Annotated in this window: 20 protein-coding genes; 9 read left to right on the top strand and 11 right to left on the bottom strand. The window is 62.8% G+C overall.

Features of this window, described 5'->3' with window-relative positions:
* The 9 genes from N436_RS25480 to rpsB form a co-directional block, all read right to left on the bottom strand.
* The coding region (locus N436_RS25480; protein WP_305887906.1) for a POTRA domain-containing protein at positions 1 to 410 on the bottom strand (410 nt) is incomplete at its 3' end.
* A gap of 73 nt (positions 411 to 483) precedes the next feature.
* Positions 484 to 1836: an RIP metalloprotease RseP gene (gene rseP, locus N436_RS25475; protein ID WP_110742248.1), complete on the bottom strand. Its 1353-nt coding sequence runs from the start codon at positions 1834 to 1836 to the stop codon at positions 484 to 486.
* 33 nt (positions 1837 to 1869) lie between these two features.
* The gene (gene ispC / locus N436_RS25470; RefSeq protein ID WP_105946801.1) at positions 1870 to 3060 is read right to left on the bottom strand and encodes a 1-deoxy-D-xylulose-5-phosphate reductoisomerase; all 1191 of its coding nucleotides are present in this window, start codon (positions 3058 to 3060) and stop codon (positions 1870 to 1872) included.
* Positions 3057 to 3872 carry a phosphatidate cytidylyltransferase gene (locus N436_RS25465; RefSeq protein WP_016712932.1) on the bottom strand — a complete coding sequence of 272 codons (816 nt, stop codon included), beginning with the start codon at positions 3870 to 3872 and terminating at the stop codon, positions 3057 to 3059. Before N436_RS25465 ends, ispC begins: the two co-directional genes overlap by 4 nt.
* Positions 3872 to 4627, bottom strand: coding sequence for a polyprenyl diphosphate synthase (uppS, locus tag N436_RS25460; RefSeq protein ID WP_016712933.1), 756 nt, complete (start codon positions 4625 to 4627; stop codon positions 3872 to 3874). The genes N436_RS25465 and uppS overlap by 1 nt, the downstream gene beginning before the upstream one ends.
* Before the next feature lie 15 nt (positions 4628 to 4642).
* Positions 4643 to 5200 (bottom strand): ribosome recycling factor, encoded by a 558-nt coding sequence (gene frr, locus N436_RS25455; RefSeq protein WP_016712934.1) that lies wholly within the window; start codon positions 5198 to 5200, stop codon positions 4643 to 4645.
* Positions 5197 to 5940 (bottom strand): UMP kinase, encoded by a 744-nt coding sequence (pyrH, locus tag N436_RS25450; protein ID WP_003252294.1) that lies wholly within the window; start codon positions 5938 to 5940, stop codon positions 5197 to 5199. Before pyrH ends, frr begins: the two co-directional genes overlap by 4 nt.
* Positions 5941 to 6120: 180 nt before the next feature.
* Positions 6121 to 6984: a translation elongation factor Ts gene (gene tsf, locus N436_RS25445; protein WP_105946802.1), complete on the bottom strand. Its 864-nt coding sequence runs from the start codon at positions 6982 to 6984 to the stop codon at positions 6121 to 6123.
* Between the two features lie 185 nt (positions 6985 to 7169).
* The gene (rpsB, locus tag N436_RS25440) at positions 7170 to 7907 is read right to left on the bottom strand and encodes a 30S ribosomal protein S2 (protein ID WP_003252287.1); all 738 of its coding nucleotides are present in this window, start codon (positions 7905 to 7907) and stop codon (positions 7170 to 7172) included.
* A 347-nt stretch (positions 7908 to 8254) separates the two neighbouring features.
* On the opposite strand from rpsB, the gene map reads away from it, so the two are divergent.
* The 3 genes from map to dapC are packed head-to-tail and all read left to right on the top strand — an operon-like array spanning position 8255 to position 13008.
* Positions 8255 to 9037: a type I methionyl aminopeptidase gene (gene map, locus N436_RS25435; protein WP_060497328.1), complete on the top strand. Its 783-nt coding sequence runs from the start codon at positions 8255 to 8257 to the stop codon at positions 9035 to 9037.
* 41 nt (positions 9038 to 9078) lie between these two features.
* Positions 9079 to 11781, top strand: coding sequence for a [protein-PII] uridylyltransferase (locus N436_RS25430; protein WP_105946803.1), 2703 nt, complete (start codon positions 9079 to 9081; stop codon positions 11779 to 11781).
* A gap of 30 nt (positions 11782 to 11811) precedes the next feature.
* On the top strand, positions 11812 to 13008 hold the full coding sequence (dapC, locus tag N436_RS25425) for a succinyldiaminopimelate transaminase (RefSeq protein WP_110742247.1): 1197 nt from the start codon (positions 11812 to 11814) through the stop codon (positions 13006 to 13008).
* Between the two features lie 105 nt (positions 13009 to 13113).
* On the opposite strand, the gene N436_RS25415 is transcribed toward dapC, so the two are convergent.
* The gene (locus N436_RS25415) at positions 13114 to 14760 is read right to left on the bottom strand and encodes a Na+/H+ antiporter (RefSeq protein ID WP_016712939.1); all 1647 of its coding nucleotides are present in this window, start codon (positions 14758 to 14760) and stop codon (positions 13114 to 13116) included.
* Positions 14761 to 15016: 256 nt separating this feature from the next.
* Between N436_RS25415 and N436_RS25410 the strand changes: the two genes are divergently transcribed.
* From N436_RS25410 to N436_RS25390, 5 genes are all read left to right on the top strand, one after another.
* Positions 15017 to 15316 (top strand): HigA family addiction module antitoxin, encoded by a 300-nt coding sequence (locus N436_RS25410; protein WP_110742246.1) that lies wholly within the window; start codon positions 15017 to 15019, stop codon positions 15314 to 15316.
* 124 nt (positions 15317 to 15440) lie between these two features.
* The gene (locus N436_RS25405; RefSeq protein WP_177410898.1) at positions 15441 to 15788 is read left to right on the top strand and encodes an ArsC family reductase; all 348 of its coding nucleotides are present in this window, start codon (positions 15441 to 15443) and stop codon (positions 15786 to 15788) included.
* A 31-nt stretch (positions 15789 to 15819) separates the two neighbouring features.
* Entirely contained in the window at positions 15820 to 16854 is a 1035-nt protein-coding gene (gene dapD / locus N436_RS25400) for a 2,3,4,5-tetrahydropyridine-2,6-dicarboxylate N-succinyltransferase (RefSeq protein ID WP_060497332.1), read from the top strand.
* Positions 16855 to 16935: 81 nt separating this feature from the next.
* Positions 16936 to 18141, top strand: coding sequence for a cysteine desulfurase (locus N436_RS25395; protein WP_110742244.1), 1206 nt, complete (start codon positions 16936 to 16938; stop codon positions 18139 to 18141).
* Positions 18138 to 18548 (top strand): SufE family protein, encoded by a 411-nt coding sequence (locus N436_RS25390; protein WP_110742243.1) that lies wholly within the window; start codon positions 18138 to 18140, stop codon positions 18546 to 18548. The genes N436_RS25395 and N436_RS25390 overlap by 4 nt, the downstream gene beginning before the upstream one ends.
* A 49-nt stretch (positions 18549 to 18597) precedes the next feature.
* Here N436_RS25390 and tcdA read toward each other — a convergent pair whose 3' ends face one another.
* Positions 18598 to 19407 (bottom strand): tRNA cyclic N6-threonylcarbamoyladenosine(37) synthase TcdA, encoded by an 810-nt coding sequence (tcdA, locus tag N436_RS25385; protein ID WP_164524974.1) that lies wholly within the window; start codon positions 19405 to 19407, stop codon positions 18598 to 18600.
* A gap of 119 nt (positions 19408 to 19526) precedes the next feature.
* Between tcdA and N436_RS25380 the strand changes: the two genes are divergently transcribed.
* Positions 19527 to 22118: a glycosyltransferase gene (locus N436_RS25380; RefSeq protein WP_060497336.1), complete on the top strand. Its 2592-nt coding sequence runs from the start codon at positions 19527 to 19529 to the stop codon at positions 22116 to 22118.
* Positions 22119 to 22170 lie beyond the last annotated feature (52 nt).

Genomic DNA, 22170 nt, shown 5'->3' with positions numbered 1-22170 from the left:
TGCAGCTCGTTACGCACGCCTTCGAGGGTGGCACGCTGGAAGATCTCGCCTTCGGCCAGGCCCGATTGCTTCAGGCCCTTCATCAGGTCTTCGGTGCTGATCGCCTTGTTGCCTTCGATCTCGATGCTCGACACCGACGGGCGCTCGACCACGTTGATGATCAGCACATTGCCATCGCGGTTCAGCTGAATGTCCTGGAAGAACCCAGTCTTGAACAGGGAACGGGTCGAGTCCACCAGGCGGCGGTCATCCGCCTGGTCGCCGACGTTCAGCGGCAGGGCACCGAACACACTGCCGGCGGAAACCCGCTGCAGGCCGTTGACGCGAATATCGGAGATGGTGAAGGACTCGGCGTGAACTTCAGCGATCATCAGTGCGGACATGACCGCAGTTAGCAGCAGACGTTTCATGAAGTCCTTTTATTCCAACTGGCAATAAACAACCCGCCGCGACAACACGGCAGGTTCGCAATTGAGCGAAGCTTTATAGTCGACCCAGATCGTTGATCAGGGCGAGCAACATCACCCCTATGACCAAACTGATACCGATCTGGACCCCCCAACCTTGCACCCGATCCGACAGCGGACGACCGCGCGCCCACTCGACCAGGTAAAACAGCAAATGCCCCCCATCCAGTACCGGGATGGGCAGCAGGTTAAGAACCCCCAGGCTTATGCTCAGGTAGGCCAGGAAATTCAGGAAATCCCCCACGCCGGACTGGGCCGAAGCGCCCGCCACTTTAGCAATGGTTATCGGTCCACTCAAGTTTTTTACCGAGAGCTCTCCGAACAGCATTTTCTTCAGCGACTCAAGGGTCAGGACGCTCATGTTCCAGGTGCGCGACAAGCCTTCACCCACCGCTTCCAGCGGGCCGTAGCTGACTTCGCGGAGCATGCTGGCAGGCCATTCGCCACCTTTTACCCCGGCACCCAGATAGCCACCGACGGCTTTGCCCTCGCCTTTGCGGGCCAGGGTCACCGGAACGTCCAGGGCCACGCCATCACGCTCCACGCGCACCACGACTTTGGCATCCGGGCGTGCACGCACGCTGTCGACAACCTGTTGCCATTCGGTCACGGCCACGCCATCGACGGCCAGCAGTTTGTCACCGGTTTTCAGGCCCGCAGCGGCAGCCGGCCCCTTCGGATCGATCTCGGCCAGTACAGGCACGATCGCCGGGCGCCAAGGGTGCAGACCAAGCGACTGGATCGGGTCCGGCTCGTCGGCGCCCTTGAGCCAGCTGTCCAGTTTGACCTGCAACTGGCGCTCGGCAGTGGCGCCCTCGTCGAGCACGCCAACCTGCAAAGTGCCACTCTCGCCCAGGCGGCGAACCAGCTGCAGGTTGACCGCCGACCAACCGTTGGTCGGCTTGCCGTCAATGGAGACGATTTCCTGACCTGCGGTCAGGCCAGCCGACGCAGCCAGGCTGCCACTGTCGACCGTACCGATCACCGGACGGACCTGCTGGGTACCCAGCATTGCCAGCACCCAGAAGAACAGGATGGCCAGCAGGAAGTTGGCAATCGGGCCTGCTGCGACGATCGCGATACGCTGGCGAACCGACTTGCGGTTGAACGACTGCCCGGCCAGCGCAGGCGGCACATCGCCCTCGCGCTCGTCGAGCATCTTGACGTAGCCACCCAGCGGAATCGCCGCGACCACGAACTCGGTACCGTGGCGGTCATGCCAGCGCAGCAACGGCGTGCCGAAGCCCACCGAGAAGCGCAGTACCTTGACGCCGCAGCGGCGCGCCACCCAGAAGTGGCCGAATTCGTGGAAGGTGACCAGCACCCCCAAGGCCACGAGGGTGCCGATAATCATGTAGAGCGCTGTCATGTCCATCTCCGAATGATGTTCAGCAGGCCGGCTTCAGCGACCGTGACGCCTCAGCCACTCACGGGAAAGCTCCCGGGCACGCTGGTCGGCGGCAAACACCGCATCCAGCGATGGCAGCGGCACGACGGGCTCTTGGTCGAGCACCTGTTCGATCATACCCGCGATCTCCGGAAAGCGGATACGCCGCCCGAGAAATGCCTCGACTGCCACCTCGTTGGCTGCGTTGAGCACAGCGGGTGCACTGTTGCCGGCCTCGGCAGCCTGCCGCGCCAGGCGCAGGCAAGGGAAGCGCTGTTCGTCGGGCGCCTGAAAATCCAGACGGGCGATGGCAAACAGGTCCAGCGGCGCCACTCCGGAGTCGATCCGCTCGGGCCACGCCAGGGCATTGGCGATCGGCGTGCGCATGTCCGGGTTGCCCAGCTGTGCCAGCACCGAACCGTCCACATAGTCGACCAGGGAGTGGATTACGCTCTGCGGGTGCACCACCACCTCGACCTTGGCCGGCGCGGCATCGAACAGCCAGCAGGCTTCGATCAGCTCAAGCCCCTTGTTCATCATGCTGGCCGAGTCGACGGAAATCTTGCGCCCCATCGACCAGTTAGGGTGCGCGCAGGCTTGTTCCGGGGTCACGTCCAGCAGTGCCTCGACCGGTGTTTCACGGAACGGGCCGCCGGAAGCCGTGAGCAGGATCCGGCGTACGCCGACCGCGCTCAGGCCGCGCGCATAATCGCCGGGCATGCACTGGAAAATCGCGTTGTGCTCGCTGTCGATTGGCAACAGTACGGCACCACTGCGCCGTACCGCCTCCATGAACAGCGCGCCAGACATCACCAGGGCTTCCTTGTTGGCCAGCAACACCTTCTTGCCCGCCTCGACGGCCGCCAAGGTAGGACGCAGGCCGGCCGCACCGACAATGGCTGCCATCACGGCGTCCACTTCCGCTGCCGAGGCCACCTGGCAAAGCCCGGCCTCACCCTCCAGCACTTCGGTAGCGCAACCGACCGCAGCCAGGCCTTCGCGCAGCCGCACAGCGGCCTCAGCGCTCGGCACCACGGCGAACGCCGGACGATGGCGCACGCACAGGGCCAGCAATTCATCGATACGCGAATAGCCGCTGAGGGCAAACACCTGGTAGCGGTCGGGGTGCCGCGCAATCACATCCAGCGTGCTCAGGCCGATGGAGCCAGTGGCCCCGAGCACGGTAATACGCTGCGGGCGACTCACATCACACCCCATTCGGCAGCCCACAGCAGCACGGCGAAGATCGGGATCGCTGCGGTCAGGCTGTCGATGCGGTCCAGCACACCACCATGGCCAGGCAGCAGGTTACTGCTGTCCTTGATGCCGGAGCGGCGCTTGAACATGCTCTCGGTCAGGTCACCGACCACCGAGGACATCACCAGCAACGCGGCGCCCAGCAGACCCAGCAAGAGCTGGCCAAAGCCCCAGTCGCGGCTGATGCCGACACCCAGGGTAATCAACAGGCTGACGGCCAGGCCGCCATACACACCTTCCCAGCTCTTGCCAGGGCTGACCTGCGGGGCGAGCTTGCGCTTGCCAAACGCCCGGCCAGAGAAGTACGCGCCGATGTCGGCAGCCCAGACCAGCACCATGACCGAGAGGATCAGCCAGTTGCCCAGCGGCCAGTGCTTGAGCAGCACCAACCCCTGCCAGGCTGGCAGCAACACCAGCAGGCCAATCAGCAACCGACAGGCGGCACTGGCCCACAGCTCGCTGCTGCGCGGATAAGTAAGCACCAGCCAAGTGGCCAGGCCCCACCAGATCACCGCAGCGCCCAACACCCAGGGCGCCAGCTCCGGGAGGATGTACAGCAGCATCAGCGCCCCGGCGACCACCAAGGCATAGGCAATGCGCAGCGGTTGGGCCATGAGCCCGGCCAGGCGCGCCCACTCCCAGGCGCCAAGGGTCACCACGAAGCCGATGAACAGGGCAAAATCCCCACCGTTGAGCAGGAAAAAACCGCCCAGCGCGATCGGCAGCAGGATCAGCGCGGTAATGATGCGTTGTTTAAGCATTAAGCACGAGCTCCAGCCTCGACCTGCTCGCTGGTCTTACCGAAGCGGCGCTGGCGCGAAGCGAAATCGGCCAGGGCATTGCGCATGGCCTCGTGTTTGAAGTCCGGCCAGTACAGGTCGGAGAAGTACAACTCGGCATAGGCCAGTTGCCACAACAGGAAATTGCTGATGCGGTGCTCGCCACCGGTGCGGATGCACAGGTCCGGCAGCGGCAGCTCACCGGTTGCCAGGCACGTCTGCAGCAGACCCGGGGTGATGTCTTCCGGGCGCAGGTGACCGGCTTGCACTTCCCGCGCCAGCCGCTGGGCGGCCTGGGCGATATCCCACTGGCCACCGTAGTTGGCTGCGATCTGCAGGATGAAGCGATTGTTGCCGGCGGTCAGCGCCTCGGCTTCGCGCATGGCGGCCTGCAATTCAGGATGGAAACGCGAACGGTCACCGATGATGCGCAGGCTGATGTTGTTCTCATTGAGGCGCTTGGCCTCACGGCGCAGGGCCGAGAAGAACAGCTCCATCAACGCACCAACCTCTTCGGCCGGGCGCTGCCAGTTTTCACTGGAGAAAGCGAACAGGGTCAGCACCTCGACCCCGGACTTGGCACAGACTTCGATGACCGCGCGAACGGCGTCGACACCCGCCTTGTGCCCGGCAACGCCGGGCAGCAGGCGCTTTTTCGCCCAGCGGTTGTTGCCATCCATGATGATCGCGACATGACGCGGCACCGAGGACGGTGCCGCCAACTTGGACTTTTCCATTAAAAAACCCCGGCCTTAGACGGCCATCAGGTCCTTTTCCTTGGCTTTGTAAGCAGCATCGACTTCAGCAATGAACTTGTCGGTCAGCTTCTGGATCTCGTCCGCCGCGCGACGTTCTTCGTCTTCGCTGATTTCCTTGTCCTTGGTCAGCTTCTTCAGGTCGCCCAGGGCATCGCGGCGCACATTGCGCACAGCGACCTTGGCATCCTCGGCCACACCGCTGGCCTGCTTGGTGTAACCCTTGCGGGTTTCCTCGGTCAGGGCCGGCATCGGCACGCGAATGGTGGTACCGGCGCTGGACGGGTTCAGGCCCAGGTCAGAGGTGAGGATGGCCTTTTCGATGGCAGCGCTGAGGTTCTTGTCGTGCGCGACGATCTTCAGGGTGCGGGCATCTTCGACGGTGATCGCGGCCACCTGGTTCAGCGGCATCTCGCTACCCCAGGCAGTGACCTTGACGCTGTCCAGGATGCTTGGGTGGGCGCGACCGGTGCGGATTGCCGCGAGGTTGCGAGCCAGGGCTTCGATGGACTTGCCCATGCGCTCCTGCGCGTCTTTCTTGATGTCGTTGATCATGCTTGGCCTTCCTCGATCAGAGTACCTTCAGCGCCACCCACCACGATGTTCAGCAGGGCGCCAGGCTTGTTCATGTTGAATACCCGCAATGGCATCTTGTGGTCACGGCACAGGCAGATTGCGGTCAGGTCCATCACACCCAGCTTGCGATCCAGGACCTCATCGTAGGTCAGGTGATCGAACTTCTCGGCGTGTGGGTCCTTGAATGGATCGGCAGTGTACACACCATCGACCTTGGTCGCCTTCAGCACCACGTCGGCATCGATTTCGATGGCGCGCAGGCAGGCCGCGGAGTCGGTGGTGAAGAACGGGTTGCCGGTACCGGCGGAGAAAATTACCACATCCCCGGAGTTGAGGTGGCGAATAGCTTTGCGACGATCGTAATGATCGGTGACACCGACCATGGAAATGGCCGACATGACCAGGGCCGGGATGTTCGAGCGCTCCAGCGCATCGCGCATGGCCAGGCCGTTCATCACGGTGGCCAGCATGCCCATGTGGTCACCGGTGACGCGGTCCATGCCGGCTGCGCTGAGCGCGGCGCCGCGGAACAGGTTGCCACCACCGATCACCAGGCCGACCTGGACACCGATCCCTACCAGCTGGCCAACTTCAAGGGCCATGCGATCCAGCACTTTCGGGTCGATCCCGAAGTCTTCCGAGCCCATCAGGGCCTCGCCGCTAAGTTTGAGCAAAATGCGTTTATAGCGAGGTTGGCGACCACTCACCTGCTGAGCCATTGCGAGTCTCTCCTGCGGCGTACTTTTAGAAAATTCGTGCGGGCTGTTTGCAGCCTGCTAACTGTAGCGTGGCACCGTTTTGGTGCCAGCGGCGGCGAGTTTTATAAACCCTTCGCCGTTTTGACAAAGAGGCTGCGCGCGTGAGCGGGCAGCCTCTTTTGGGCGACAGACGGGGCTGTCTTACTGCTTGGCAGCAGCTACCTGAGCGGCAACTTCAGCAGCGAAGTCGTCGACTGGCTTCTCGATGCCTTCGCCTACTTTGAAGTAGGTGAAGGAAACGATTTCAGCGCCGGCTTTCTTGGCCAGTTCGCCAACCTTGACTTCCGGGTTCATGACGAAAGCTTGCTCTTTCAGCGAGGCTTCGGCTTTGAACTTGGTGATACGGCCGTTGATCATGTTCTCAACGATGTTTTCCGGCTTGCCGGCGATCTTGTCGGCGTTCAGCTGCAGGAAGACACCCTTCTCGCGCTCGATGGCCTCGGCGGAGATTTCCGACGAATCCAGGAACTCAGGGTTCGAAGCCGCAACGTGCATGGCGATGTTCTTGGCCAGCTCGACGTCGCCGCCTTTCAGGACAACGACAGCACCGATCTTGTTGCCGTGCAGGTAGGCACCGACAACGTCACCCTCAACGCGCACCAGGCGACGGATGTTGACGTTCTCGCCGCACTTGGCAACCAGGGCTTCACGAGCAGCTTCACGCGAAGCGATCAGCGGAGCAGCGTCGGTCAGCTTCTCGGCGAAGGCTTGCTCGAGGCTTTCGGCTACGAAGTTCTTGAAGTCGTCTTGCAGGGCCAGGAAGTCGGTCTGCGAGTTCACTTCCAGCAGGACGGCGGATTTACCGTCGGTCTTGACCGCGATAGCGCCTTCAGCAGCGACGTTGCCAGCCTTTTTGGCGGCCTTGATGGCGCCCGAGGCACGCATGTCGTCAATGGCTTTCTCGATGTCGCCGCCGGCCTTTTCCAGGGCCTTTTTGCAATCCATCATGCCTTCGCCGGTACGCTCGCGCAGTTCTTTTACCAGCGCTGCAGTAATTGCTGCCATTTCAAAATCCTCTTGGAAAGTTTTTCAACCATTCCACCCGTTCGTCACGGGCGTTCAATTCTGCTAATCCGCTGTTTTCATTTCAGCGAGCCCATGATGCGGGGCCGATGCTGACAGCAGGATTTCAAGGTGGCAAAAAGGGGGCAGAGCCCCCTTTTTGCGTGCCAAGTAGACGCTAGCGCCTATTACTCAGCAGCAGGTGCAGCCGCTTCTTCAGCGTAAACTTCGGTGCCGCCGGCAACGTTGTTGCGGCCGCGGATGACTGCGTCAGCCATCGAAGTCATGTACAGCTCGATAGCGCGGATGGCGTCATCGTTACCCGGGATGATGTAGTCAACACCTTCAGGGCTGCTGTTGGTATCGACAACGCCGATAACCGGGATGCCCAGCTTGTTGGCTTCGGTGATCGCGATGCGCTCGTGATCAACGTCGATAACGAACAGAGCGTCTGGCAGACCGCCCATATCCTTGATGCCACCCAGGCTGCGATCCAGTTTTTCCAGGTCGCGGGAGCGCATCAGGGCTTCTTTCTTGGTCAGCTTGGCGAAAGTGCCGTCTTCGGCCTGGGTTTCCAGGTCGCGCAGACGCTTGATCGAAGCGCGGATGGTCTTGTAGTTGGTCAGCATGCCGCCCAACCAACGGTGGTCAACGTATGGCGAACCGCAACGAGCAGCTTGCTCGGCGACGATCTTGCCGGCGGAACGCTTGGTGCCGACGAACAGGATCTTGTTCTTGCCCTGGGCCAGGCGCTCAACGAACGACAGAGCGTCGTTGAACATTGGCAGGGTTTTTTCCAGGTTGACGATGTGGATCTTGTTACGCGCGCCGAAAATGTACTTGCCCATTTTCGGGTTCCAGTAACGGGTCTGGTGGCCGAAGTGCACACCGGCCTTCAGCATATCGCGCATGTTGACTTGGGACATGATAGTTCCTTGATAAGTCGGGTTGGGCCTCCACGTATCCCAATGACCAACCCGCGAATTTCGCAACTCGGGGCACCCAGGTCATCGTGTCGACACGTGTGTGGGTTTAAGTGCTGACGGGGTCGTCCCCGAAAGCGGCGCATTTTATACCACAGACCGCAGCCGAACGGAACCCGGATACTGTTGCGTCCGTCAGCGGCTTTTGCAGCACCTGCGCTTTCGCGCCAGAATGCCAGCTATAGACAGCAGCCTGGCCGCCTTTATCCCGACCGATCGGCGCCTTGCTCTGCTAGAATCCGGCCTTTCCCGTTTGTTCGCGCCGTATACGGCGCCGTAGAGAGCCTGTAATGACCGTCACCATCAAGACCGCAGAAGACATCGAAAAGATGCGCATCGCTGGCCGCCTGGCCGCCGACGTGCTGGAAATGATCGAAGAACACGTCAAGCCCGGTATCACCACCGAAGCGCTCGACCGCCTGTGCCACGACTATATCGTCAATGTCCAGCAGGCCATCCCGGCACCGCTCAACTACAAGGGCTACCCGAAGTCGATCTGCACCTCGATCAACCATGTGGTCTGCCACGGCATCCCCAACGACAAGCCGCTCAAGGACGGTGACACGCTCAACATCGACGTCACCGTGATCAAGGACGGCTACCACGGCGACACCAGCCGCATGTTCCACGTGGGTACCGTGCCGGTCTGGGCCGAACGCCTGTCCAAGGTGACCCAGGAGTGCATGTACAAGGCCATCGAGCTGGTCAAGCCGGGCTGCCGCCTGGGCGACATCGGTGAAGTGATCCAGAAGCACGCGGAAAAGAACGGCTTTTCGGTGGTGCGCGAGTTTTGCGGCCACGGCATCGGCAAGGTGTTCCACGAAGAGCCGCAGATCCTGCACTACGGCCGCGCCGGCACCGGCATGGAACTGAAAGAAGGCATGACCTTCACCATCGAGCCGATGATCAACCAGGGCAAGGCCGACACCAAGGTACTGGGCGATGGCTGGACCGCCATCACCAAGGACCGCAAGCTCTCGGCCCAATGGGAACACACCCTGGTGGTGACCGCGACCGGCTACGAGATCTTCACCCTGCGCAAGGACGACACCATCCCGCGCACCTCGGCCTGACCGTACTCCGACAGGCCACCCCACGACAGGAACGTGACGCGATGCCCCAGGTGGATCCCGAGCTGTTCGACCGCGGCCAGTTCCAGGCGGAACTGGCCCTCAAGGCGAGCCCTATCGCCGCCTTCAAGAAAGCCATCCGCCTGGCCGGCGAGGTGCTCGACAAGCGTTTTCGCGCGGGCGGCGAAATCCGCCCACTGATCGAAGCCCGCGCCTGGCTCGTGGACAACATCCTGCAACAGGCGTGGAACCAGTTCGACTGGGGCGACCACAGCGGCATCGCCCTGGTTGCGGTGGGCGGCTACGGGCGCGGTGAACTGCACCCGCATTCGGACATCGACCTGCTGATCTTGCTGGGCGCCGCCGAGCACGAGCAGTACCGCGATGCCATCGAACGTTTTCTCACCTTGCTGTGGGACATCGGCCTGGAAGTGGGCCAGAGCGTGCGCACCGTCGACGAATGTGCCGAGCAGGCCCGCGCCGACCTGACGGTCATCACCAACCTGATGGAAAGCCGCACCATTGCCGGCCCCGAGGCCTTGCGCCAGCGCATGCTGGAGGTAACCAGCACCGCACACATGTGGCCGAGCAAGGAATTTTTCCTGGCCAAGCGCGCCGAACTCAAGGCCCGCCACCACAAGTACAACGACACCGAGTACAACCTCGAACCCAACGTCAAGGGCTCACCAGGCGGCCTGCGCGACATCCAGACGGTACTGTGGGTGGCGCGCCGCCAGTACGGCACCCTGAACCTGCATGCACTGGCTGGCGAAGGCTTTTTGCTGGAAAGCGAGAACGAGCTGCTGGCCTCCTCCCAGGACTTTCTGTGGAAGGTGCGCTACGCCCTGCACATGCTGGCCGGGCGCGCCGAGGACCGGCTGCTGTTCGATCATCAGCGCAGCCTGGCCGCACTGCTGGGTTACAGCGACGAAAACCCCAAGCGGGCAATCGAGCAGTTCATGCAGCAGTACTACCGGGTGGTGATGAGCATCAGCCAGCTGTGCGACCTGATCATCCAGCATTTCGAGGAAGTGATCCTCGCCGACGACGACAGCGGCACCACCCAGCCGCTGAATGCGCGGTTCCGCCTGCATGATGGCTATATCGAGGCCACCAACGCGAACGTGTTCAAGCGCACGCCATTCGCCATGCTGGAAATCTTCGTGCTGATGGCCCAGCACCCGGAAATCAAAGGCGTGCGTGCCGATACCGTGCGCCTGTTGCGCGAGCACCGGCACCTGATCGATGACACGTTCCGCACCGATATCCGCAACACCAGCCTGTTCATCGAGCTGTTCAAGTGCGAAATCGGTATCCACCGCAACCTGCGGCGGATGAACCGCTACGGCATCCTTGGCCGCTACCTGCCGGAGTTCGGGCTGATTGTCGGGCAGATGCAGCATGACCTGTTCCACATCTATACGGTCGATGCGCACACCCTCAACCTCATCAAGCACCTGCGCAAGCTGCAATACACGCCGGTGTCCGAGAAATTCCCGCTGGCCAGCAAGCTCATGGGCCGCCTACCCAAACCCGAGCTGATCTACCTGGCTGGCCTGTACCACGACATCGGCAAAGGCCGCCAGGGCGACCACTCCGAACTGGGCGCAGTGGATGCGAAGAAGTTCTGCGAGCGCCACCAGTTGCCGGCCTGGGACAGCCGCCTGATCGTCTGGCTGGTGCAGAACCACCTGGTCATGTCGACCACCGCCCAGCGCAAGGACCTGTCCGACCCGCAGGTGATCAACGACTTTGCCCTGCACGTGGGTGACGAGACACGCCTGGACTACCTCTATGTGCTGACCGTGGCCGACATCAACGCCACCAACCCCAGCCTGTGGAACTCCTGGCGGGCCAGCCTGCTGCGTCAGCTGTATACCGAGACCAAGCGTGCCCTGCGCCGGGGCCTGGAAAACCCGCTGGACCGCGAAGAGCAAATTCGCCAGACACAATCCGCAGCGCTGGACATCCTGGTGCGCGAAGGCACCGACCCGGACGACGTCGAGCAGCTGTGGTCGCAACTGGGCGATGACTACTTCCTCAAGCACAACGCCGCCGACGTGGCCTGGCACAGTGACGCGATTCTGCAGCAACCCGCCGATGGCGGGCCGCTGGTGCTGATCAAGGAAACCACCCAGCGCGAGTTCGAAGGCGGCACGCAGATCTTCATCTATGCCCCCGACCAGCATGATTTCTTCGCCGTGACGGTGGCCGCCATGTCGCAGCTGAACCTGAACATTCATGACGCGCGGATCATCACGTCGAGCAGCCAGTTCACCCTCGACACCTACATCGTGCTGGATAACGACGGCGGATCGATCGGCGACAACCCGCAGCGGGTCAAACAGATTCGCGACGGCCTGACCGAAGCACTGCGCAACCCCGAGGACTACCCGACCATCATCCAGCGCCGGGTACCGCGCCAGCTCAAGCACTTCGACTTCCCGCCGCAGGTGACCATCCTCAACGATGCCCAGCGCCCGGTGACCATCCTCGAAATCACTGCGCCCGATCGCCCGGGGCTGCTGGCCCGGCTTGGGCGGATTTTCCTGGAGTTCGACCTGTCGCTGCAAAACGCCAAAATCGCCACCCTCGGCGAACGGGTGGAAGACGTGTTCTTCATCACCGATGCCGACAACCAGCCGCTGTCCGACCCGCAGCTGTGCAGCCGCCTGCAGGAAGCCATCGTGCAGCAACTGCAGGCCGGCCAAGGTAGCGACGCCAGCCCGACCCGCGTGACCTTTTAACGATTAGACGATTGACGAGACCTTGCGCCGATGAACCATGCCTTGACCCAGCTTCAGCCCTACCCCTTCGAAAAGCTCCGCGCCCTGCTGGGCAGCGTGAAGCCTGCGGCGGACAAACGCGCCATCGCCCTGTCGATCGGTGAGCCGAAGCACGAATCGCCGGCGTTCGTCGCCCAGGCCATGGCCGACAACCTCGACAAGCTGGCGGTATACCCCAGCACCATCGGCCTGCCGGCACTGCGCCAGGCGATTGGCCAGTGGTGCGAACGGCGCTTTGGCGTGCCCGCCGGCTGGCTGGACGCCGACCGCCACATCCTGCCGGTCAACGGTACCCGCGAAGCGCTGTTCGCCTTCACCCAGGCCGTGGTCAACCGCGCCGATGATGGCCTGGTGGTCAGCCCCAACCCGTTCTACCAGATCTACGAAGGCGCAGCGCTGCTGGCCGGGGCCGCCCCGCACTACCTGCCGTGCCTGGAAAGCAATGGTTTCAACCCCGACTTCGACGCGGTGCCGGCCGAAGTGTGGAAACGTTGCCAGATCCTGTTCCTGTGCTCGCCAGGCAACCCCACTGGCGCGCTGGTGCCGATGGATACCCTGAAGAAGCTGATCGCCCTGGCTGACGAGCACGACTTCGTGATCGCTGCCGACGAATGCTACAGCGAGCTGTACTTCGACGAAGACGCGCCGCCTCCAGGCCTGCTGACCGCCTGCGCCGAACTGGGCCGCAGCGACTTCAAACGTTGCGTGGTGTTCCACAGCCTGTCCAAGCGTTCCAACCTGCCGGGCCTGCGTTCGGGCTTCGTGGCGGGCGACGCCGAGATCATCAAACCGTTCCTGCTGTACCGCACCTACCACGGCTGCGCCATGCCGGTGCAAACCCAGCTGGCCAGCATTGCCGCCTGGCAGGACGAGGCGCATGTGCGCGAGAACCGCGACCAGTACCGCGCCAAGTACGATGCCGTGCTGGACATTCTGCAGCCGGTGCTGGACGTGCAGCGCCCGGACGGCAGCTTCTACCTGTGGGCCAAGGTGCCGGGTGACGATGCCGAATTCACCCGTGACCTGTTTGAAGCCCAACATGTGACGGTGGTGCCGGGGTCGTACCTGTCGCGTGAAGTAGACGGCGTGAATCCGGGTGCGGGGCGCGTGCGTATGGCGCTGGTTGCGCCGCTGGCTGAATGCATCGAGGCGGCAGAGCGGATTCGCGCATTCCTGCAGAACCGCTGACAGCCCCATTCGCGGGCACGCCCGCTCCCACAGGTGCTGCGCTGATTTCAAATGCAGCGCTTGACCTGTGGGAGCGGGCGTGCCCGCGAATGGCCTTGATAGGGTCTACTTGACCGGCCCCAGGTTTGCCTCGCTCATATCCAGCTCTCCCAGCACCTGCCGCACCACCTCATCCCCCACCTCGTGCTGGCGATGCAGGTTATACAGTTCCAGCCGCTGCGCCCGCAGCGCACGCAAGCGCAAACGCCGCTCCAGCAAGTCCATCTGTTCGGCCAGCGCCTTGGCCTCGGCACTGTCGTTATAGCTGTCCAGCTCATCCCGGTATTCCGCCATCAACCGCGCCTTCAGCTCGGTTGCCAGTGTCGCCTGCGCGGCGTCCTGCGGGGCATTGCTGTCAATGACCTCCTCAGCCTCCAGGGCGTGGATCGCAGCCTCGGCAGTACGCCGCCAGGCCTCCTGCACCTCCTGGTGCAAGCGCTCGTCTGCGCTCTTGGTTACCCCGCGCAACAAGAACGGCAGCGCAATGCAGGCGCTTATCAGCGACAACAGGATCACCCCTGCGGCAATGAAGATCAGCAAGTCACGTTCCGGGAAGGCCTTGCCCGCCCCAATCAACAACGGAATAGACATCACACCGGCCAAGGTAACGGCACCGCGAACGCCACCCAGCGTCAGCAACCAGCAAGAGCGCGCCGTGGGCATCAGCACCAGCGCGGGCTTGCCGCGCCAGCGGCGGACCACGCCAATCGACCGCCAGATGCTCTGGACCCAGATGAACCGCAGCAAGATCAGCGCAGCAAAGATCGCCACTACATCCAGGCAACGGTAGGCCAGGGTCGGCCAAACAGTGGGTTCGTGGCTGACCACGGCCTTGATGATGTCCGGCAATTGCAGGCCCAGCAGCAGGAAGATCAGCCCATTGAAGGCGAACTCCAGCAGTGACCACACACTGCGGTTGAGCAGCCGCGTGCTGGTCTGCCGTGGCAACAGGTCGAGCCAGCTTTGCATCATGCCGGCCGCCACCGCCGAAAGGATGCCCGATACGCCCAGGCGCTCAGCCAATACATAGGCGGCGAACGGCAGCAGCAACATGAACACGACGTGGGTGGCGGGGTCATCCCAGCCGCGGGCGATCATCCAGGCACGCAGGCGGCCGATCAACCAGCTCAGGGCGACACCTACCGCCAGGCCGCCCAACGCCACCAGAACAAAGGTGAAGCTCGCATCAGCCAGCGAGAACACCCCGGTGATTGCCGCCACCAGGGCAAACTTGAAGGTCACCAGGCCAGACGCATCGTTCATCAGCGCCTCGCCTTGCAACATGTGCATCAGCGGAGTGGGCAGGCGGTCCTGGGTGATGGCCGACACTGCCACAGCGTCGGTGGGTGACAGTACCGCCGCCAGGGCAAAGGCCACCGGCAGCGGGATGCTCGGCAACAACCAGTGAATGAAGTAACCGGCTCCGACCACGGTGAACAGCACCAACCCTACGGCCAATGCCACCACCGGCCCACGGATTCGCCACAACTCACGCTTGGGGATGCGCCAGCCGTCGGCAAACAGCAGCGGCGGCAAGAACAGGAACAGGAACAATTCGGGGTCCAGGGCCACATGCAGGCCCAATGTCGGCCAGGCCAGCAAGGCACCGGCGGCAATCTGCACCAACGGCAAGGGCAGCGGCACCATGCGGCCAACCAGCTTCGACAGACTGACCAGCGTCAGCAGGATGAGGACGGTGTAGGCGGACTGCATCCGGGAAAGCTTCCTTTGTGAACCAGAAACGATAGCAGGGCGAAACATCGCCATTGAAACAATATGTTAGCGGCGAGCGGCGGTTTGGGGCCGCTGCACGATAGTCGCAGGTGGCCGGGGAATATGTAACATGATGATACTCACGACAATAAAGTGACATAGAGGCTGCCTCCCTCTGCAAGAAATCGTTGAATCACCTTTGATCCAACCTATACTCGGTCCATCCGCCTCTTCTCAGTATCCCAGTCAAAGCATCATGCCTAAGAAAGCCATCCGTCCCATTCACCCCGGTGAAGTCCTGCGTGAGGACTTCCAGAAAGAAATGGGTTTCAGTGCCGCAGCGCTGGCCAGGGCATTGGGCGTTGCCACACCAACGGTCAACAATATCCTGCGCGAACGTGGCGGTGTTTCCGCCGACATGGCACTGCGCCTGTCCATCTGCCTGGACACCACCCCCGAGTTCTGGCTCAACCTGCAGACTGCCTTCGATCTGCGCACAGCCGAACAGCAACACGGCGATGAGATCATCGGGGCGGTACAGCGCCTGGTCGCTTGAACACACCTTGTTCAACAAACATGGGTGCCACGGGCGTGGCGCCACGATGTTCGTTCCCGCATAATCCCGCGACTGACATCGGAAAACGGAGAGATTGGGGCAACCTGCGACCCCAATGCACACAATGACCTACACGCTCTACGGCATCAAAGCCTGTGACACCATGAAAAAGGCGCGTACCTGGCTCGAAGACAAGGCCATCGCCTACGAATTCCACGACTACAAGACCCAAGGCATCGACCGTGACAGCCTGAACCGCTGGTGCGACGAACACGGCTGGGAAGTCATCCTCAACCGTGCTGGCACCACCTTCCGCAAGCTGGACGACACCAGCAAGGCCGACCTCGACCAGGCCAAGGCCGTCGACCTGATGCTGGCCCAGCCGTCGATGATCAAACGCCCGGTGCTGGACCTTGGCGCGCGTACCCTGGTCGGTTTCAAGCCCGACCTGTACGCCGCTGCCCTGGCCTGAGCCCCTACCCTATTTCGCACGAGGTAATCACATGTCCAATACCCTGTTCAGCCTGGCCTTCGGTGTCGGCTCCCAGAACCGCCAGGGCGCCTGGCTTGAAGTGTTCTACGCACAACCCCTGCTCAACCCGAGCGCCGAACTGGTCGCTGCTGTAGCCCCGGTGCTGGGCTATGAAGGTGGCAACCAGGCCATCGCTTTCAGCAACGCCCAGGCCGCGCAACTGGCCGAAGCCCTGAAAGGCGTTGACGCGGCCCAGGCCGCCCTGCTGACCCGCCTGGCCGAGAGCCACAAGCCGCTGGTCGCCACCCTGCTGGCCGAAGACGCTGCCCTGACCTCCACCCCAGAGGCCTACCTGAAGCTGCACCTGCTGTCGCACCGCCTGGTCAAGCCGCACGGTGTGAGCCTGGCCGGTATCTTCCCGCTGCTGCCGAACGTGGCCTGGACCAACCAGGGCGCGGTCGATCTGGCCGAACTGGCCGAGCTGCAACTGGAAGCGCGCCTGAAGGGCGAGCTGCTGGAAGTGTTCTCGGTGGACAAGTTCCCGAAAATGACCGACTACGTGGTCCCTGCCGGCGTGCGTATCGCCGACACCGCCCGTGTGCGCCTGGGCGCCTACATCGGCGAAGGCACCACCATCATGCACGAAGGCTTCGTCAACTTTAACGCTGGCACCGAAGGCCCTGGCATGATCGAAGGCCGCGTGTCCGCTGGCGTATTCGTTGGCAAGGGCTCGGACCTGGGCGGCGGTTGCTCGACCATGGGCACCCTGTCCGGCGGCGGCAACATCGTCATCAAGGTGGGTGAAGGCTGCCTGATCGGCGCCAACGCCGGTATCGGCATTCCGCTGGGCGACCGCAACACCGTCGAAGCCGGCCTGTATATCACTGCGGGCACCAAGGTGAACCTGCTGGATGAGAACAACGAGCTGGTCAAAGTGGTCAAGGCCCGCGACCTGGCTGGCCAGACCGACCTGCTGTTCCGCCGCAACTCGCTGAACGGCGCCGTGGAGTGCAAGACCCACAAGTCGGCCATCGAGCTGAACGAAGCGCTGCACGCCCACAACTGAGAACCTTCCCGGGTTTGAGGTGTTAAGATCGGGTCTGGCGCCACCGCGCCAGACCCGATTTTCATTCCAGGCCCCGTGAACATGTTCCAGCCCTCCCCCTGGCGTGCCGACTTCCCCGCCATCGCCGCCCTGCAACGGCAGCACCAGACCTACCTGGACAGTGCCGCCACCACCCAGAAGCCGCAAGCCCTGCTTGACGCCCTGAGCCATTATTACGGCCATGGCGCGGCCAACGTGCACCGTGCCCAGCACTTGCCCGGCGCACTGGCAACCCAGGCGTTCGAGACCAGCCGCGACAAGGTCGCCGCCTGGCTGAATGCTGCAGACTCCCGGCAGATCGTGTTCACCCACGGCGCCACCTCGGCGCTGAACCTTCTGGCCTACGGCCTGGAACACCGCCTCGAAGCCGGTGACGAAATCGCCGTCAGCGCGCTGGAGCACCATGCCAACCTGCTGCCCTGGCAACAGCTGGCGCGCCGGCGCAACCTACGCCTGGTGGTGCTGCCGCTGGATGCCCACGGCCGCATCGACCTGGAGCAGGCGCTGCAACTGATCGGCCCCCGCACCCGGGTGCTGGCGGTCAGCCAGCTGTCCAACGTGCTGGGCACCTGGCAGCCGCTGCCGGCGCTACTGGCCCATGCCCGCGCCCAGGGCACACTGACCGTGGTCGACGGTGCCCAGGGGGTGGTGCATGGTCGCCATGATGTGCAGCATCTGGGTTGCGACTTCTATGTGTTCTCCAGCCACAAGCTGTATGGCCCGGACGGGGTTGGCGTGCTGTATGGCCGCCCTCAGGCGCTGGAACTGTTGCGCCACTGGCAGTTCGGGGGCGAGATGGTGCAACTGGCCGAGTACCAGAGCGCCAGCTTCCGCCCGGCCCCGCTGGGGTTCGAGGCGGGAACGCCGCCAATCGCCGGGGTGATTGGCCTGGGCGCAACCCTGGACTACCTGGCCAGCCTCGACACCCAGGCGCTCGAAGCCCATGAAACCAGCCTGCACCAGCACCTGCTCCGTGGGCTGGCCGACCGCGAGGGCGTGCGGGTGCTCGGTACGCCACAGGCGGCCTTGGCCAGCTTCGTCATCAAGGGGGTGCACAATGCCGATATCGCCCACCTGCTCACCGAGCAAGGCATTGCCGTACGAGCCGGGCACCATTGCGCCATGCCACTGCTGAAAGGCTTGGGCCTTGAAGGCGCAATTCGAGTGTCGCTGGGCGTGTACAACGACAGCGATGACCTTCAGCGCTTCTTCGCTGCGCTGGATCAGGGCCTGGAGCTGCTGCGATGAGCATGCCGGAGCAAGCACGTCAGGCGCTGGAGGCTTTTGAACAGGGCAAGAGTTGGGAACAGCGGGCGCGGCTGCTGATGCAGTGGGGAGAGCGGCTGGAACCGCTGGATGATGCCGAGAAGACCGACGCCAACCGGGTGCATGGCTGCGAAAGCCTGGTTTGGCTGGTGGCCGAGCACGTTGATGGGCTTTGGCAGTTCAAGGCCACCAGCGATGCACGCTTGTTGCGTGGGCTGCTGGCCTTGTTGCTGGTAAGGGTTCAAGGTTTGCCCAGCGATGAGCTGGCCGGGCTGGACCTGCGTGAGTGGTTCACTCAGCTGGGGCTGGAGCGTCAGCTGTCGCCATCGCGCAGTAATGGGCTGCATGCAGTGTTACAGCGGATGGCAGAGTTGGCCTCCAACTGCTAAATCGGTGCTGGCTTCTTCGCGGGCGAGCCCGCGAAGAAGCCCACGCAATTTATTCAGCTTTGACCCGCTCCGAAGGCCGCCGCGCGCCGGCCACCAGCTTCTCGATCGCCTTGCTCGCCGCCACCATGCCAAAGGTCGCGGTCACCATCATTACCGCACCAAAGCCACCCGAGCAGTCCAGCCGCACCCCCTCGCCCACGAAACTCTTCTGCAGACAAACGCTGCCATCACCCTTGGGGTAGCGCAGCTGTTCGCTGGAGAACACGCATGGCACGCCATAGTTGCGGCTGACATTGCGCGAGAAGTTGTAATCGCGACGCAAGGTGGAACGCACCCGCGAAGCCAGCGGGTCGTTGAAGGTCTTGTTCAGGTCGGCAATCTGGATTTGCGTGGGGTCGATCTGCCCACCGGCACCACCGGTGGTGACGATGGCGATCTTGCGCCGACGGCACCAGGCAATCAGCGCCGCCTTGGCCATGACGCTGTCGATGCAGTCGATCACGCAGTCGAGGTTTTCGGTAATGTACTCGACCATGGTCTCGCGGGTAACGAAGTCGGCCACCGCATGCACCGTGCACGCCGGATTGATCGCCCGCAGGCGCTCGGCCATGACCTCGACCTTGGGCCGCCCCACCTGGCCTTCCAGGGCATGGGCCTGGCGGTTGGTGTTGCTGACGCACACATCGTCCAGGTCGAACAGGGTGATTTCCCCTACGCCGCTTCGGGCCAGCGCTTCAGCCACCCACGAGCCTACCCCGCCAATCCCGACCACAGCCACATGGGCCTGGCCCAGGCGCTGCAGCCCTTGGTCGCCGTATAACCGGGCAACGCCGGCGAAGCGTGGATCTTCTGTGCTCATCTTCATACCCCAAAAAACCGGCGCGCATTATATGCCAGCCGGCCCATGGCCTGCATCGTTAGGAAAGACACTGCCAACCCTGCTTTAATGTCCTATCACTTCGACACAAATGGACGACAATGTCTTCACGTAAATTCGGCCTGAACCTGGTCGTGGTCCTGGCCATCGCCGCGTTGTTCACCGGGTTCTGGGCACTGATCAACCGCCCGGTTTCCGCCCCCGCCTGGCCAGAGCAGATCTCTGGCTTTTCGTATTCGCCGTTCCGCCTGGGCGAAAGCCCGCAAAAAGGCCAGTACCCCACTGACGACGAGATGCGCCAGGACCTGGAGCAGTTGAGCAAACTGACCGACAGTATCCGTATCTATACCGTGGAGGGCACCCAGGCCGACATCCCGCGCCTGGCCGAGGAATTCGGCCTGCGGGTAACGCTGGGCATCTGGATCAGCCCGGACCTGGAACGCAACGAACGCGAAATCGCCACCGCCATCCAGTTGGCCAACACCTCGCGCAGTGTGGTGCGGGTCGTGGTCGGCAACGAGGCGCTGTTCCGTGAAGAGGTTACCCCGGAAAACCTGATCAAGTACCTGGACCGCGTGCGTGCAGCTGTGAAGGTACCCGTGACCACCAGTGAGCAGTGGCACATCTGGAAGGAAAACCCGGAAATTGCCAAGCACGTCGACCTGATTGCTGCGCACATCCTGCCCTACTGGGAGTTCGTGCCAATGAAGGATTCGGTCGAGTTCGTGCTCGACCGTGCCCGTGAACTGCGGCACCAGTTCCCGCGTAAACCCCTGCTGCTGTCAGAGGTCGGCTGGCCGAGCAACGGCCGCATGCGCGGAGGTGCCGATGCCACCCAGGCCGACCAGGCCATCTACCTGCGCACCCTGGTCAACACCCTCAACCGCCGTGGCTACAACTACTTCGTCATCGAAGCCTATGACCAGCCGTGGAAGGCCAGCGATGAAGGCTCGGTAGGCGCCTACTGGGGCGTGTACAACGCCGAGCGCCAGCAGAAGTTCAACTTTGACGGCCCGGTGGTGGCGATCCCGCAGTGGCGCGCCCTGGCCGTAGCCTCGGTAGTGCTGGCGATGATTGCCCTCATGGTGCTATTCATCGATGGCTCGGCCCTGCGCCAGCGCGGCCGCACCTTCCTCACCTTCATCACCTTCCTGTGTGGGTCGGTGCTGGTGTGGATCGCCTACGACTACAGCCAGCAATACAGCACCTGGTTCAGCCTGACCGTGGGCGTGCTGCTGGCACTTGGCGCGCTGGGCGTGTTCATCGTGCTGCTGACCGAAGCCCACGAACTGGCCGAGGCGGTATGGATACACAAGCGCCGCCGCGAGTTCCTGCCGGTGCAGGCCGACAGCGCCTACCGGCCCAAGGTGTCGGTGCATGTGCCGTGCTACAACGAGCCGCCCGAGATGGTGAAGCAGACCCTCGATGCCCTGGCCGCACTGGACTACCCCGACTACGAAGTGCTGGTGATCGACAACAACACCAAGGACCCGGCCGTGTGGGAGCCGCTTAAGGCTCACTGTGAGAAGCTCGGCGAGCGTTTCAAGTTCTTCCACGTCGCGCCCCTGGCCGGTTTCAAGGGTGGCGCGCTGAACTACCTGATCCCGCACACCGCCAAGGACGCCGAAGTGATCGCGGTGATCGACTCGGACTACTGCGTCGACCGCAACTGGCTCAAGCACATGGTGCCGCACTTCGCCGACCCGAAAATTGCCGTGGTGCAGTCGCCGCAGGACTACCGCGACCAGCACGAAAGCGCGTTCAAGAAGCTGTGCTACAGCGAGTACAAGGGCTTTTTCCACATTGGCATGGTCACCCGCAACGACCGTGACGCGATCATCCAGCACGGCACCATGACCATGACCCGGCGCACGGTGCTGGAAGAACTGGGCTGGGCCGAATGGTGCATCTGCGAAGACGCCGAACTGGGCCTGCGCGTGTTCGAAAAAGGCCTGTCGGCGGCCTACGCCCACAACAGCTACGGCAAGGGCCTGATGCCTGACACCTTCATCGACTTCAAGAAGCAGCGCTTCCGCTGGGCCTATGGCGCCATCCAGATCATCAAGCACCACGCCAGCGCCCTGCTGCGCGGCAAGGACAGCGAGCTGACCCGCGGCCAGCGTTATCACTTCCTGGCCGGCTGGTTGCCATGGATCGCCGACGGCATGAACATCTTCTTCACCATCGGCGCGCTGCTGTGGTCGGCGGCGATGATCATCGTCCCGCACCGCGTGGACCCGCCGCTGATGATCTTCGCCATCCCGCCGCTGGCGCTGTTCTTCTTCAAGGTGGGCAAGATCATCTTCCTGTATCGCCGTGCAGTAGGCGTGAACTTGAAAGACGCCTTCGCCGCAGCGCTGGCCGGCCTGGCGCTGTCGCACACCATCGCCAAGGCGGTGCTGTACGGTTTCTTCACCAGCAGCATGCCGTTCTTCCGCACACCGAAGAATGCCGACAGCCATGGGTTGCTGGTGGCGCTGTCCGAAGCACGCGAAGAGCTGTTCATCATGTTGCTGCTGTGGGGCGCGGCGCTGGGCATCTACCTGGTGCAAGGGCTGCCGAGTTCGGACATGCGCTTCTGGGTGGCGATGTTGCTGGTGCAGTCGTTGCCATATGTAGCGGCGTTGGTGATGGCCTTGCTGTCTTCGCTGCCCAAGCCGGTGGAGAAGGCTGCAGAACCGCAACAGGCTTGAGACTTGTGGGGCCGCAACGCGGCCCCACCGCCCCCTCGGTTTGATATAAGAT

The sequence above is a fragment of the Pseudomonas sp. RV120224-01b genome, from assembly GCF_003208145.1.
GTDB lineage: Bacteria > Pseudomonadota > Gammaproteobacteria > Pseudomonadales > Pseudomonadaceae > Aquipseudomonas > Aquipseudomonas monteilii.
This window is presented reverse-complemented; position numbering and strand designations above follow the sequence as displayed.